This is a genomic window from Haliea sp., assembly GCF_041395985.1.
GTDB lineage: Bacteria > Pseudomonadota > Gammaproteobacteria > Pseudomonadales > Halieaceae > Haliea.
In genome coordinates this window covers 64,395-78,767 of record NZ_JAWKZJ010000004.1, presented here as the reverse complement: position 1 = coordinate 78,767, position 14,373 = coordinate 64,395, and the positions used below count along the sequence as shown (strand labels likewise).

Annotated in this window: 10 protein-coding genes; 6 read left to right on the top strand and 4 right to left on the bottom strand. The window is 64.1% G+C overall.

The window, feature by feature from the left end; genetic code table 11:
• The first annotated feature begins 49 nt into the window (after nucleotides 1-49).
• Nucleotides 50-1,030 (top strand): malate dehydrogenase, encoded by a 981-nt coding sequence (locus tag R3E49_RS08900; protein WP_371294717.1) that lies wholly within the window; start codon nucleotides 50-52, stop codon nucleotides 1,028-1,030.
• Nucleotides 1,031-1,660: a TetR/AcrR family transcriptional regulator gene (locus R3E49_RS08895; protein ID WP_371294716.1), complete on the top strand. Its 630-nt coding sequence runs from the start codon at nucleotides 1,031-1,033 to the stop codon at nucleotides 1,658-1,660.
• 13 nt (nucleotides 1,661-1,673) lie between these two features.
• Here R3E49_RS08895 and R3E49_RS08890 read toward each other — a convergent pair whose 3' ends face one another.
• Nucleotides 1,674-4,142, bottom strand: a complete 2,469-nt coding sequence (locus R3E49_RS08890) for an ABC transporter permease (protein ID WP_371294953.1) — start codon at nucleotides 4,140-4,142, stop codon at nucleotides 1,674-1,676.
• A gap of 9 nt (nucleotides 4,143-4,151) precedes the next feature.
• Nucleotides 4,152-4,817: an ABC transporter ATP-binding protein gene (locus tag R3E49_RS08885; protein WP_371294715.1), complete on the bottom strand. Its 666-nt coding sequence runs from the start codon at nucleotides 4,815-4,817 to the stop codon at nucleotides 4,152-4,154.
• On the opposite strand from R3E49_RS08885, the gene R3E49_RS08880 reads away from it, so the two are divergent.
• Nucleotides 4,816-5,448, top strand: coding sequence for an arylesterase (locus tag R3E49_RS08880; protein WP_371294714.1), 633 nt, complete (start codon nucleotides 4,816-4,818; stop codon nucleotides 5,446-5,448). The two genes, R3E49_RS08885 and R3E49_RS08880, sit on opposite strands and share 2 nt — an antisense overlap.
• Nucleotides 5,445-6,752, top strand: coding sequence for an adenosylmethionine--8-amino-7-oxononanoate transaminase (bioA, locus tag R3E49_RS08875; RefSeq protein ID WP_371294713.1), 1,308 nt, complete (start codon nucleotides 5,445-5,447; stop codon nucleotides 6,750-6,752). Before R3E49_RS08880 ends, bioA begins: the two co-directional genes overlap by 4 nt.
• Nucleotides 6,753-6,755: 3 nt before the next feature.
• Here the strand turns inward: bioA and R3E49_RS08870 are convergent, their stop codons facing one another.
• Complete coding sequence (locus R3E49_RS08870; RefSeq protein WP_371294712.1) at nucleotides 6,756-8,597, bottom strand: hypothetical protein; 1,842 nt, start codon at nucleotides 8,595-8,597, stop codon at nucleotides 6,756-6,758.
• Nucleotides 8,598-8,764: 167 nt separating this feature from the next.
• Here R3E49_RS08870 and R3E49_RS08865 point away from each other — a divergent pair, with 167 nt between their 5' ends.
• Entirely contained in the window at nucleotides 8,765-10,900 is a 2,136-nt protein-coding gene (locus tag R3E49_RS08865; protein ID WP_371294711.1) for a YgiQ family radical SAM protein, read from the top strand.
• A 48-nt stretch (nucleotides 10,901-10,948) separates the two neighbouring features.
• On the top strand, nucleotides 10,949-12,340 hold the full coding sequence (gene dbpA / locus R3E49_RS08860; protein ID WP_371294710.1) for an ATP-dependent RNA helicase DbpA: 1,392 nt from the start codon (nucleotides 10,949-10,951) through the stop codon (nucleotides 12,338-12,340).
• Here the strand turns inward: dbpA and R3E49_RS08855 are convergent.
• The gene (locus tag R3E49_RS08855) at nucleotides 12,337-14,370 is read right to left on the bottom strand and encodes a DUF3604 domain-containing protein (protein WP_371294709.1); all 2,034 of its coding nucleotides are present in this window, start codon (nucleotides 14,368-14,370) and stop codon (nucleotides 12,337-12,339) included. The genes dbpA and R3E49_RS08855 overlap by 4 nt on opposite strands.
• Between the last annotated feature and the right edge of the window lie 3 nt (nucleotides 14,371-14,373).

Below are 14,373 nucleotides of genomic sequence, written 5' to 3'. Positions count from 1 at the left end.
TGACGCCCCCTTGTTTGCCAACCACCCGACCCTTGAGGACTCTCTTCCCATGAAAGCACCCGTTCGAGTGACCGTTACCGGCGCCGCTGGCCAGATTGGCTACGCGCTGCTGTTCCGTATCGCCTCCGGCGCCATGCTGGGCGACGATCAGCCCGTGATTCTGCAGCTCCTGGATATCACGCCGGCCATGGAAGCCCTTAACGGCGTGCGCATGGAACTCGACGATTGCGCGTTTCCGCTGCTGACCAATATCATTTGCACCGACGACCCTGCCGTGGCCTTCAAGGATACCGACTACGCCCTGCTGGTCGGCGCCCGTCCGCGCGGCCCCGGCATGGAGCGCAAGGACCTGCTGGAAGCCAATGCGGCCATCTTCTCCGTGCAGGGCAAAGCGATTGATGCCCATGCCAGCCGCAACATCAAAGTACTGGTCGTGGGCAACCCGGCAAACACCAACGCGCTGATCACCCAGCGCAATGCGCCGGACATCAACCCGCGCAACTTCACCGCGATGACCCGCCTGGACCACAACCGCGCGATGACGCAGATCGCACAGAAAACCGGCAAGACGGTCAATGATGTAAAGAAAATGACCATCTGGGGCAATCACTCGGCCACCCAGTATCCCGACCTGTTCAATGCCGAAGTGGCGGGCGAGAAGGCCATCTCCCTGATCGACCAGGCCTGGTACGAGAACGACTTCATTCCCACGGTGCAGCAGCGCGGAGCGGCCATCATCAAGGCGCGCGGCGCCTCCTCTGCAGCCTCCGCAGCCAACGCTGCCATCGACCACATGCGCAGCTGGGCACTGGGCACGGACGGTGACGACTGGGTTTCCATGGGCGTGTATTCCGATGGCTCCTACGGCATTGCCGAGGGTCTGATCTACTCGTTCCCCTGCCGCTGCAGCAACGGCGACTGGGAAATCGTGCAGGGCGTTGACGTCGGCGAGTTCAGCCGCGGCAAGATGCAGGCCACGGAGCAGGAACTGGCCGAAGAGCGAGACGCCGTTAAGCATCTGCTGCCCTGAATGGCAGCGACTGGAACACCCTCTGCCCGCCAGCGGAGCTACCACCATGGCAACCTGCGGGCAGAGCTGCTGGACTCAGCGTTGGAGCAGCTTGAGGCTGCGGGCGCTGATGCGTTGAGCCTGCGGGCCCTGGCCCGCGGCGTCGGCGTCTCGCAAACCGCGCCCTACCGGCACTTCAACGACAAGGGCGATCTACTGGCGGCGCTTGCAGCAGTCGGCTATCGGCGTCTGCTGAACGACCTGCGCAAAGCGGCGGAGGACACCGGCGACTGCCCCGAAGAACAATTGCACGCCCTGGCGCGCAGCTACATCGCCTACGCCGAGCGCTACCCTCAGATGTTCAAGCTCATGTTCGGCCCTGCTGTGCAACCGGCGGACGCCTATCCCGAGTTGCGTGAAGCTAGCCGCGACACCTTCCAGCAGGTGCGCTCCATCCTTCATCACGGTATTGCCCGCGGCAGGTTTCGCGAGCTCGACATCGCCTACCTCACCAACGCTGCCTGGGCAGGCATTCACGGCCTTGCCACACTGCTGGTCGACGCACCCCAGCTGTTCCAGCGGCACATTGACCTGCCTCGCCAGATCCAGCTCAGCGTGCAAACCTTCATCGACGGTATCAGTACGCGCTGACCCGTCGCTCCGGTCAGAGCTCGCGCAGCACCGCCAGCGGCGGGCTGGACACAACCCGCCGACAACTGAACACGCCCAGCCCTGCAATCAGCGCTGCGCCACCACCGATGCCCAGAGGCCACATCCAGGGCGAGGGCGCATAGGCCATGCCCATGACCTGTGCCTGCAGTATGTAGACCGAAAGCTCCGCGCCAACCGTGGCAAGCAGACCCGCGAACACGCCGAGCGCAGCAAATTCGATCCAGAGCCCGCCCAGCACCAGCCGGCGACGGGCCCCCAGCGCACGCAGTATGGAACTCTCATGCATGCGGGCGTCTACGCTGGCCTGAACCCCTGCGACCAGCACCAGGGCACCGGCGGCCATAATCACTGCCAACACCAGTTCCACCGCTGCGGACACCTGGCTGACGATCCCGCGCACCTGCTCCACCACCACATCCATTTCCACCACGGTGACCGTAGGGAACTGGCGAATGAAGCCATTGAGGAAAGGCTTCTGCTCCGGCTGCAGGTAGAAACTGGTCATGAAGGTGGCTGGATACGGCGCCAGCAGGCGCGGCGGAAACACCAGCCAGAAGTTGGGATTGAAGGATTGCCAGTCCAGCTCGCGAATACTGGTGACGGTGGCCTCGAAGGCCTCGGAGCCCACCTGGAAGCCGATCCGATCGCCCAGCCCCACAGCGAAACGCTCGGCAAATTCAACCTCCAGCGACACCTCGGCAGCGTCGCTGTGGGGCGCCCACCAACGCCCCTCAAGCAGGCGGTTGTCAGGGGGCAGCGTATCGGCCCAGGTAAAGTTTGCTTCGCGCTGCCGGCGCCCTTCCTCGCGGTCGTCGGTCTGCGGCAGGTCTTCGCCGTTGACGCTGAGGATACGACCACGAATCATAGGGTACAGCGGCGCGCCGGGTATCTCCCGGCTGCGCAGCATTTGCTCCACACCCTGCACATCTTCCGGCGCGATGTTCAGGGCAAAGTGGTTGGGGGTATTCTCTGGCAGTTGGGTCTGCCAGGCGTCGATCAGGGAGGTGCGCACCAACAGGAGCACCAGCAGCAACATGATCGCCATGGCGAAGATGACCACCTGCAGCGCATTGGCGGTGCCGCGTCGCTGCAGACCCGCCAGCGCCAGGCGCCAGATGCTGCCAGCGCTCATTCCAACCAGCCGTCCGCCCCGCAGCAGGGTCAGCGCCAGACCGAGGCCAAGCAGCACGGTAACCGCCAGGCCGCTCAGGACCGCCAGGGTGATTTTCCAGTCGCCGCTGTACCACCACATGAGGCCCGACACCGCGCTGAGCCCCACGGCGTAATCCAGAAGTGTGCGGCGCTGTTCCTGGGGCATATCACGCCGCAGCACGCGCAGCGGACTCGCCTGGCTCAGCCGGCGCAAGGGCGGCCACGCAAAGCACAGCAGGCATACCAGCGCGGTCGCCGCGCCAATGGCGTAGGGGCGCACGCCCGCGGGGCCCGGGGTCACCGGCAACTGCTCCCCGAACAGGGTGAAAAAAGCGGACTGCAGGGCCCAACCCAAGCCACAACCCAACAAAGTGGCACCCACGCCCAACAGCAACAGGCTGCGCCCGTACAGACGCGTGATGTTTGCAGACGTCGCCCCCAGGCTTTTCATGATCGCCACGTAGTCGTTGTGACGCTCACTGAAACGCCGCGCGGCAAGCGCTATCGCCACGCCCGCGAGCACGACACCCAGGCTGCCGGCAAGCAGCAGAAAACTTTCGGCACGTTGCAAGGCCTGACCCAGCCCGGGCTGCCCCTCGTTGACGTCCAGTAAGCGCTGCCCCTCTTCCAGCTGCGGGGCCAGCCAGCGCTCGAAGCGCTCCATCGCCGAGGGCTCGCCGGCGAACAGCTGCCGATACTCTACCCGGCTACCGGGCTGCACCACAGCGGTCGCTGCGATGTCGTCGTAGTGCATCAACACACGCGGCCCCAGGCCGAGAAAGGAGCCGCCCTGATCCGGTTCTGTGCGCGCCGCAGCCGCAATCCGGAACGACGCTTCACCGACGCTGACTGTATCCCCGATGGAGACGCCGAGTAGCGGGAACAGCCGTGAGTCCAGCCACACTGTGCCTGCGGCCGGGCCACCGGTGGCAACCTGTACCTCGCCGAAGGGTTGCTCGCTGTAGCGCAGCTCCCCCCGCAACGGGTAGCCGCTACTCACCGCCTTCACCGACGCCAGTACCATGCCCTCCTCCCCGGCATACAACATGGAGGGAAACGTCAGTACCTGCGCCGTGCCCAGACCACGACCCCTGGCCTCCTCCAGCCATGCCGCCGGTGCCTCGCTGCCGCTACGGACGACGCGGTCAGCTGCTAGAAAACGGTGGCTCTCTTGCGCCAGTGCGCTCTGCAGGCGCGTGGTGAAGGCACTGATCCCGGAGACGACGGCCACCGCCAACACCAGGGCCGCCACCAGCACACCCAGTTCGCCGCCGCGCCAGTCCCGTGCCAGCATACGGGTTGCGGTCATGGACACGGCCTAGCCTCCGCCAACGAGTGCGCCGGCCGCCAGGCGGAACCGATGCTGACAGCGCTCAGCAAGGCTCAGGTCGTGGGTCACCAGTACCAGTGTGGTGTTCTGCTCCCGGTTGAGCTCAAACAGCAGATCTATGATGTGGCCGCCCGTTGCAGTGTCCAGATTGCCGGTCGGCTCATCAGCAAACAGAATCGAGGGGTTGTTGGCAAAGGCGCGGGCGATGGCCACCCGCTGCTGCTCCCCGCCCGACATCTGCCGCGGGTAGTGCTGGATGCGCCCCCCCAGGCCGACGCGCTCCAGGAACGCCTGTGCCTGAGCCAGCGCATCGCCCTGCCCCTGCAGCTCCAGCGGCAGCATCACGTTTTCCAGCGCCGTCAGCGCAGGCAGCAGTTGGAAAGACTGGAACACAAAGCCCACATGCTGGCCACGAAACACTGCGCGCTGGTCTTCATCGAGTGCGCTGATGTCCGTGCCGTTGATGATCACGCGTCCGGCGCTCGCTTCATCCAGCCCCGCAAGCAGGCCGAGCAGGGTGGATTTGCCTGATCCGGAGGCGCCAATGATAGCCACAGACTCCCCCGACTTGATTTCCAGAGTGATCCCTTTCAGTATCTCCAGCTCGCTGCCGGCCATCGGCACTCGCTTCTGGAGATTTTCAGCCTTGATCATGTCGCGATTCCTTTTCGCACTGATACGTAGCACACGCGCCGCCGGATTGTGCCTGTTCCTGGCATGGCCGGGCATGGCGCAGGCAGACAGAACCCTGCTGGTGCTGGGGGATAGTATCAGCGCTGCCTACGGCATGTCTCTCGAACAGGGCTGGGTGAGCCTGCTGGCAGAACGTCTGCGCAGCAGTCACCCCGACTATACCGTGGTCAACGCCAGCATCAGCGGCGAAACCACCGGGGGCGGGCTGCGCCGGCTGCCGGGCCTGCTCGAGCAGTACAACCCTGAGGTGTTGCTGCTGGAGCTGGGCGGCAATGACGGCCTGCGCGGCCACCCGCCCATGAAGATACGCAGCAACCTGCAGCGCATGACGGAGCTGGCCCAGGGGGCCGGAGCCCGCGTGCTGCTGTTGCCCATGGAGATCCCGCCGAACTACGGCGCGCGCTACACCGATGCCTTCCGCGACAGTTTCCGCATCGTGGCCGGCCGCACCGGCGCGCAGCTGGGGCCGTTTATCCTCGACGGCATCGCCACGGATGCGAGTCTGATGCAGGATGACGGCATCCACCCCACGGCAGCCGCGCAACAGCGCCTGCTGGACAACATCATCGACAGTCTGCTGGAGATTCTGTGACAGCAAACGCACCCGAATGGACTCAGCTGCAAACCGCTGACGCGGCGCATATCTGGCATCCTTACGCCTCGGCCACCAACCCGCCGGAAGTGTATCCCGTGCGCAGTGCGCGCGGCGTTCGGCTGACGTTGAGCGACGGTCGCGAACTCATTGACGGCATGGCCTCCTGGTGGTGCGCGATACACGGCTACAACCACCCGGTGCTCAACCGTGCTGTGCAGGCACAGCTGGAGTCGATGTCACACGTGATGTTCGGCGGCCTGACACACGCACCGGCAGTGCGCCTTGCGCAGCTGCTTTCCGACATCACGCCGCCGGCACTGGAGCGGGTCTTTTTCAGCGATTCCGGCTCAGTGGCCGTTGAAGTCGCACTGAAAATGGCCATTCAGTACTGGTACTCAGTAGGCCAACCCGGCAAGCAGAAATTCCTCGCCCTGCGCAACGGTTATCACGGTGACACCTTCGGCGCGATGTCGGTCTGCGACCCGGTCACCGGCATGCATCACCTGTTCGGTGACGTACTGCCGAAACACCATTTTGCGCCCGCCCCGGAAACCCCTTTCGGTGAGGCCTGCGACGACAGTGCCATGGCGGCTATGGAAGAACTGCTGGCCAGCCATCACCGGGAACTGGCCGCCGTGATCGTGGAGCCGATTGTCCAGGGCGCGGGTGGCATGCGTTTCTATTCGGCCGACTATCTGGTGCGACTGCGCGCGCTCTGCGATGCCTTCGACGTGCTGCTGGTATATGACGAAATCGCCACCGGATTTGGCCGCACGGGCAAGCTGTTTGCACTGGAGCACGCCGGCGTCGAACCCGACATACTATGCCTGGGCAAGGCCCTGACCGGAGGTTACATGACGCTGGCGGCGACCCTCTGCACCCGGCGCATCAGCGATGGCATCAGCAACGGCGAGGCCGGTGCGTTCATGCACGGGCCAACGTTCATGGGCAACCCACTCGCCTGCGCGACCGCGGTAGCCAGTGTGGAGCTGCTGCTCTCACAGCCCTGGCAGCGCTGTGTTCAGCGTGTACAGAGCGGCCTCGAGGCAGGGCTGGCGCCGGCGCGGGAGATCCGCGGCGTCAGCGATGTGCGTACCCTCGGCGCGATCGGCGTTATCGAGCTTGCCGAGCCGGTGGATATGCGCCAGATACAGCCGCTGTTCGTACAGCGGGGTGTGTGGGTACGCCCCTTCGGTCGTCTGGTGTACTGCATGCCGCCGTACATCATGAACGAGACAGACCTGGCCACGCTCACCACAGCCATGGTGGATACCGTCGCTGAAGTCTGCGCGGCCAGCTGACCCTCAGGCCATGAACTCCCCAGCCTGATCCAGCCGGGCGGCGACCCCGACACTGGCCTCCCGTACCGCAGCCCAGTGGTCCAGCGCATCCGCAAAGCCGCAGGCGTAGTGGCGAAACTTCTCCAGTAACTGGTCTTCACGGCTGCCCTCGGGGACACCGTGCAGCATGGCCGGCGACTGCGGCTGCGCAATCAGCGCCTGGGTTTCGTCCAGCGCGCGCTGCAGGTAGGCCAACCAGGCTTCGGAGCCGATTTTCGCAGCCTTCTGGCGCTGATCGATCACCATGCCCAACTGGTTGGCGTGGCCCCGGGCCACCTCTGTGCGAAAATCCAGCAGCAGGTCGCGATCCGAGCGCGCCGCCAGGCGCCGCGCATCCTCGGCGACGTGCCGCAGGCGCAGCAGCGGACCCGAGGCATCCTTGTAATCGATATGGTCTGTGAGATAACGGGCGAACAGGGACACGCCGCCAGTAGCAGCGATGGGCTCGCGGATGCTGAAATGCCGCCCCTCGACGGGCAGGTGGGGGACACACCACGGATATTCCAGGGCTGAAGCGCGGGGATGAATGGCTTCGACCATGGCACCGAACAGGCGGTCCTCACCCCGGAACGCGGGAAAATACGGCGGCAGCAAGGCTGTGTTGTCCAGCCCCGTCACCTGGGACATGGAGGCCATCTTGATCAGCGACAGTCGCGGGCTTCCCAACCAGGTGCAGCGGTTCTCGATAATATCAACCAGCGATGCCTCCTGGCCGAGGAGGCGAGTCAGGGAAGCGTCCTGCAGGGACAATACCCAGTGCACTGATGCCGTGCCCGGATCCCCCCAGGAACCTGACTGGGTAACCAGAATGGGCGCCGACGCCTCCAGTACGCTGACAAGGGAAGCATTCACACCATGGAGCTGCTGCTCGGAAAGCCCATCGGGACAGGCCGCCGCCACTGTTGCGCCGACTGTGCGCCCCAGCAGGCTGGCGTGACCGCTCAACGGGTCGAAGTCAGCTGGCACCGCGGCCTGCATCAGTGCGTCGCGGTCGGCGAAAAAAGCCGCCTGGCGCGACGCCGAACCGGCGATGGCGAGACCTGGCTCGGTCACGGGCGGCAGCAGTGCCTGACACAGCACATCATCGTCCATGACGATAGCGCGGCAACCGACCGATAGCAGCAGGCACAGCGTGCGGGCGCGGCCGTAGGTTTTCTGCCCGGACCACCGGGCAGGGTCGAGCAGGAAGCGCAGACCTGCCTCAGCATCCGGCGCGCTGGCGATCAGTCCCTCAAGCAGCGCCTGCTGCGCAGCCTCGCCGATGTAACGCATGTCGACGGGACTGCGGGTGTTGAAGCCCGCCACCAGCTCGCGATTGGCGGCCCGCGATTCTGCCTGGCGCGAGTCGTCGATGAGATAGAGCGCTTCGTGCCGTGACAGCTTGCCATTGCGCAGCAGGGACTCCAGCAGGCGCTCCACGGCGGCGGGACGATCACAGGTAATGAGAAAAACGCGGGTGGCTGCCGGCTCCGGACCTGTGTCGCCCGAGAGCCGTTCCGCCGCGTCGCTGGCACGCAACAGCATGCCGTTGGCGAGCAGGCCCTCAAGTGCCTGCACAGCAAGCTCGGGACGCCCCTGCAGCTCGGGCCGGCTCGCCGCCAGCAGGTTGGCATGCTCGGCGATCGCACGGAACGTGGTACAGCCGGTAAGCCCCTGCACTACCTGAGGCGCCATCATCTGCTGGCGATTGTTGTCGCGATTGATCACCAGCACCGCCGTGTCACTCATGCGAACAAGCTCACAGTTGGCAAAGGCCACCAGGGGCTGGGAGCTGGGGACTGGCGGCGGCGTAAGGTCAGTGGACATAGCGGCAACATCTGGCTGGGAAAACAAGCGCGGAATTCTACCAGAGACGGCCGCGCCATGGCGGAGTTGCGGAATAATACCGCCGGTCCGCCGTCGCTGCGCGGCAGAACCCGCCCCAATCACGTATAATACGCTATCACCCTGCCACCGATGTCCGCCTCGCACCCATGTCCAATAACCCTGACGTCAAGCACCTGTTTTCCTACCGCAAGTACTGGGCGGAATGCTTCGGCCCCGCGCCTGAGCTGCCCATGTCCCGCGCGGAAATGGACGCACTGGGCTGGGATAGCTGCGACATCATTATCGTCACCGGCGACGCCTACGTGGATCACCCAAGCTTCGGCATGGCTGTGGTCGGTCGCACGCTGGAGGCCCAGGGCTTCCGCGTGGGCATCATCGCCCAGCCCGACTGGACCAGCGCCGACGCGTTCAAGGCTCTGGGCCGTCCCAATCTGTTCTTCGGCGTCTCCGCGGGCAACATGGACTCCATGATCAACCGCTATACGGCGGATCGAAAACGACGCAATGACGATGCCTACACGCCCGGCAACGTCGGTGGCAAGCGCCCTGATCGTGCGGTCATTGTTTACAGCCAGCGTGTGCGTGAAGCCTACAGGGATGTGCCACTGGTCATCGGCAGTATCGAGGCGAGCCTGCGGCGGATCGCCCATTACGACTACTGGAGCGACAAGGTGCGCCGCTCCATCCTGCTCGACGCCCAGGCCGACCTGCTGCTCTACGGCAATGCCGAGCGGGCATTGGTCGAAGTGGCGCACCGGCTCGCCGCCGGCGAGCCGGTGCAGCAGATCCGCGATGTACGCGGCACAGCGTTCGTCTGCAAGAGACTGCCGGCAGAATACCGCGTCATAGACTCTACCCATATCGATGTCGTGGGCCCTGTCGACCCGCCCATCAATCCCTATATTGACACCAGCGGCCCCGCCTGTGCAGAAACCTCCGAGGCCGCCGCCGGCGCTGTTCAGGAGGTGGCTGCCGTGCGCCTCCTCGACCGACCCGAGAGCGACCAGCCAGGTGTGATCCGCCTGCCCGCCTACGAGCAGGTGCGCGACGACCCCGCCCTGTACGCCCACGCCTCGCGCATCCTGCACAAGGAGACCAATCCCTACAATGCGCGCCCGCTGGTTCAGGCACACGGCGATCGGGATGTATGGCTGAATCCTCCGCCGATTCCCCTGGAAACCGACGAACTGGACCTGGTGTTCGAGCAGCCCTACACACGCCTGCCCCACTCCAGCTATGGCGACGCGCGCATCCCGGCCTACGAGATGATCCGGCATTCCGTCAACATCATGCGCGGCTGTTTCGGTGGCTGTACCTTCTGCTCAATCACCGAGCACGAAGGGCGCATTATCCAGAACCGTTCGGAGGACTCGATCATCCGCGAGGTGGAGCGTATCCGGGATACTTCCAAGGCCTTTACCGGTGTGATCTCCGATCTCGGCGGCCCGACCGCCAACATGTGGCGCGTAGCCTGCAAGAGCAAGACTATCGAAGCAGCCTGCCGCAAACCGAGCTGCGTGTACCCTGGCATCTGCAAAAACCTGAATACCGACCAGACACCGTTGATCAGCCTCTATCGCCGGGCCCGCGCGGTGAGTGGCGTGAAAAAAGTGCTGATTGCTTCGGGACTGCGCTACGACCTCGCCGTGGAAACGCCGGCATACGTCGAGGAACTGGTGAAACATCATGTGGGCGGCTACTTGAAAATCGCTCCGGAACACACGGAAGAGGGTCCGCTGTCGAAAATGATGAAACCCGGCATGGGCACTTACGACCGGTTCAAGGCCATGTTCGAAAAGTACTCACAGGAAGCCGGCAAGCAGCAGTACCTCATTCCCTACTTTATTGCCGCCCACCCCGGCACCCGCGATGAGGACATGATGAACCTGGCACTGTGGCTGAAACGCAACAAGTTTCGCGCCGACCAGGTACAAACCTTTTACCCGTCGCCCATGGCCACGGCCACGGCCATGTACCACAGCGGCAAGAACCCGCTGAAGCGCGTCACCCGCCACAGCGACACCATGCCCACGGTGCGCAAACTGTCGCAGCGACGCCTGCACAAAGCGTTCCTGCGCTACCATGACCCGGAAAACTGGCCGGAGCTGCGCACGGCACTGAAAAAAATGGGACGCGCTGACCTGATCGGCAACGGCAAGCTGCATCTGGTTCCCCCGCGGCAGCCTGCCAAACGCCATGCCAAAGTACCGGCCGGCACCCGGACGTTCGCCACCCAACACAATGGGCTGCCACGCAACCCCGCACGCAAGCGCCAGCGCTAGCCGCGCACGCTGCAACCGACGGCGCCAGACGCCCCAGAAGGACACGCCTTGAACACTGAATCCTTTGCATCGCTGGCCCTGCGCCCGGCTCTGCTCGCCAATCTGGCGTCACTGAATTACCTGTCGATGACGCCCATCCAGGCAGGCAGCCTGCCACCGATACTTGCGGGACGAGACGTCATCGGCCAGGGCAAGACGGGGTCGGGGAAAACCGCCGCCTTCGGCCTTGGCCTGCTGCATACACTGGCCGAAAAGCACTACACCGTGCAGGCACTGGTGCTTTGCCCGACCCGCGAACTCGCAGACCAGGTGGCAGGGGAACTGCGCCGGCTCGCCCGCGCCATCGACAACGTCAAGGTGCTCACCCTCTGCGGCGGCACGCCGATCGGCCCGCAAATAGGCTCACTGGCTCACGGCGCACATGTCATCGTGGGTACACCGGGCCGCGTCGAAGAACACCTGCGCAAAGGCACGCTGAAACTGGACCAGCTGCGCACCCTGGTGCTGGACGAGGCCGACCGTATGCTCGATATGGGGTTTCAACCGGCGCTGGATGCCATCCTGGAACACGTGCCCGGAGAGCGGCAGACCCTGCTGTTCAGCGCCACTTTTCCACCCGGTATTGCGGCGATGGCTCAACGCGTCATGCGCGAACCGCAACAGGTACAGGTGGCCGCCACCCACGACAGCGATACCATCACCCAGCTGTTTTACCCTGTCGATGATACCGAGCGCATGACCGCCCTGCGCCTGTTGCTGCTGGAGCAGCGTCCCGAGTCGGCCGTGGTTTTCTGCAATACGCGGGAGGACTGCGCGCGGGTCGCCAGCGCATTGGGGCGCGAAGGTTTCAGTGTGGCAGCCCTGCACGGCGAGTTGGAACAGCGCGAGCGAGAGCACACGCTGATACAGTTTGCCAACAAGAGCCTCTCTGTGCTGGTCGCCACCGATGTCGCTGCACGGGGTCTGGATATCGACGCGCTGGACGCCGTGATCAACTTTCAGATTCCGCGAGATCTCGATGTGTATGTCCATCGCATCGGCCGCACCGGACGTGCTGGAGGCAGTGGCCTGGCCTGCACCCTGTTCAGCCAGCAGGAACGTCACAAGCTGGCGCGTCTGGAGACCCTGCTTGACGGCCATATTGAAGCCTCAGCCCTGCCCCCCGCCACGCTGCTGCAAACGCCGGGATACAAGCCACCGATGGTCACACTGCAAATCGACGGTGGTAAAAAGCAGAAACTGCGCCCCGGGGATATTCTCGGCGCACTCACCGGCGACGGCGGCATCGAGGGTTCTGCAGTCGGCAAGATCAGCGTTCAGGACCGCTGTGCTTTTGTGGCCGTACGTCGCGCCCTGGCCGGTGATGCACTGCACACCCTCCAGCAGGGCAGGATGAAGGGCCGCAACTTCCGCGCGCGCATCCTGCGCGTGCAGCCCTAGAACCCGGAACGCCGCGACACCCAGATCGGCGAGGACCAGGCACGTTCCTGAATGACCGGTGAATAGAACGGCTCCTCCTCCGCCGCCAGGCAACATCGACCATAGACATCACCCGACGCGCCCTGCGCCTGCGCCCGCGCCGTGGCGACCTCGGCCTGTACAGCACAAGCCGTTGACAGCGGGTTCACCCCCGCCGCCTGGCACTGTAGCGTGCTCCAACGGCAAGTGGGATTCTCCAGCACGCGCACGTAGTAGAAGGCGTCCTCATCGGGATTGAAATCGGGATCCTGCCAGACCACACAACTCTGTTTGAGACCCTCGCCAATCGGCGCGCAGCTGTGTGGATCCACCGTGGCGCCGTTGTCGGCACTGCCGGCAATGTCGAACACGCGTTCGCGCGCCGCACCATCGCGGTCAACCCAGCCCTTCACCACCTGCACCCTTTGCAGGTCAGTTCCGGGATAACGATCGGTCCCGGTGTCCTTGCCAGCGACCACCAGAAAGCGCAAACCCCCGGCGGACGGCTGCAACTGGCCACCCATGGGAACACCCTCCGCGTATGCATTGCGCAGCATGTCCGGGTCTTCACACATATCGGCCGGGTAATTGCCGGCAAAGAAGCGCAACAGTGGGCGCGTGCCGCTGGTTGCGTAGGTTTCCCTGCGCCGTATTGCCTCGAACACACTGTCCCGGGAGTTCTCCTCGGCCCACACCACGGCCAGACCGCCGGGGTTGGAATAGAAATGGTCCTGCACGTTGGCGTACTCGGCGTCGCGACGTCCGAGGTGACCGGGGTAGTTGTTTTCCTCCGCGCCGCCCGGAGCGGCACTGTGAGTGTCTGTACTGCCAATAAAGCCCAGCCTGAACGGGTTGCTGCCCAGGGTATCCTCCAGTTGGAGACCGGCTTTCAATGCATTGCGCACCATATTGCGGGGCGCGAAAACCTCCAGCGGCACCTCCCGTGCTCTCTCGGTCAGGACCTCACCCTGAATCGTGCCCATCATGTTCAGGTTGTCCGCGGGAATCTGCTCGAAATCGCAGGCCTCATCCACCGTATCAAGACCCAGCCCCCTTAGCCTGTCAAAGCGGCATTCCGAAGCGCCTTTGTGCTGTATCAGCTCAACAACCGGCTCGAAAAACAATCGGTCCTCCAACTCCTGCACCGTGCGTGGGTCGCGAAACATCAATCCTCCCGAGAGGTTTGGATTGTGTGGAATGGACAGTACGTCACAGCCGGTGCCTGCGTTGATGCAGCCCTCGCGCAATTTCTGCCAGAGGTCGGGGAATCCTTTTTCGAAGGTGTCGTAGACCGAAACCGGCCGCTCGGGAACCTTGTCATTGCGAAAAATCACGTTGCGGTGCATGTTTTTCTGGTCAAAGGCCTCGGTGTACTCGTAGCCGACAAAGGTGGTGAAGGCACACTCCGCACTGCGGTCGTAGTGCGCCTCCGCGGCCTGCTGGATACTGCCCCAGGCATTGAGTTCTGCGGCGTCGCAGTCAGACAGCCTGCAGGCAAAGGACTGTTGCGGTGGTACGTCCAACTGCCCGCCAAGCCGGGTCCACCAGTGTGCCGCCAGCAACTGGGGCCAGAGTCCCTGTGCACGTGTCATCACACAGTGCGGCCACCAGTAACCGGGTTTCGTCGCGTCCATGGTGCACACATCAATCTGCCCGAGAAATTCGGCGTGGTCCGTGACGGCTGCAAAGTCCAGCGGCCGTCCGATACGGGCAACCACCGCCTGTTCACCCGCGGCGTCGGGCAGCGTGATCGGTTCACCCTTGGCGTAGCCATAGGCGTCCCAGGGATCACGGCGCTGGCTGGAGAGATAGGAGTCGAAGGAGTAGCTGGTGTGCACATGCAGGTCGCCGAACAGTGCCTGCCGTTCCGGCACAACATGCAGGCAGGGTTCACGGACCTCCGTGCGTTGCGGCCCTGCAGCGTTCGCCACAGACAGGCTGGTGCACACAGACAGGCAGGCGATTGCATATGACGCCAACAACCGGTAGCGATGTTTTCGCAATGGCATCATTGA

What these genes read in the sequence shown, in the direction of transcription:
- R3E49_RS08870 (WP_371294712.1), bottom strand. Translation starts at nt 8,597, where the DNA reads ATGTCCACTGACCTTACGCCGCCGCCAGTCCCCAGCTCCCAGCCCCTG.
- R3E49_RS08865 (WP_371294711.1), top strand. Translation starts at nt 8,765, where the DNA reads ATGTCCAATAACCCTGACGTCAAGCACCTGTTTTCCTACCGCAAGTAC.
- R3E49_RS08880 (WP_371294714.1), top strand. Translation starts at nt 4,816, where the DNA reads ATGTCGCGATTCCTTTTCGCACTGATACGTAGCACACGCGCCGCCGGA.
- R3E49_RS08885 (WP_371294715.1), bottom strand. Translation starts at nt 4,817, where the DNA reads ATGATCAAGGCTGAAAATCTCCAGAAGCGAGTGCCGATGGCCGGCAGC.
- R3E49_RS08855 (WP_371294709.1), bottom strand. Translation starts at nt 14,370, where the DNA reads ATGATGCCATTGCGAAAACATCGCTACCGGTTGTTGGCGTCATATGCA.
- R3E49_RS08890 (WP_371294953.1), bottom strand. Translation starts at nt 4,142, where the DNA reads ATGACCGCAACCCGTATGCTGGCACGGGACTGGCGCGGCGGCGAACTG.
- R3E49_RS08895 (WP_371294716.1), top strand. Translation starts at nt 1,031, where the DNA reads ATGGCAGCGACTGGAACACCCTCTGCCCGCCAGCGGAGCTACCACCAT.
- R3E49_RS08900 (WP_371294717.1), top strand. Translation starts at nt 50, where the DNA reads ATGAAAGCACCCGTTCGAGTGACCGTTACCGGCGCCGCTGGCCAGATT.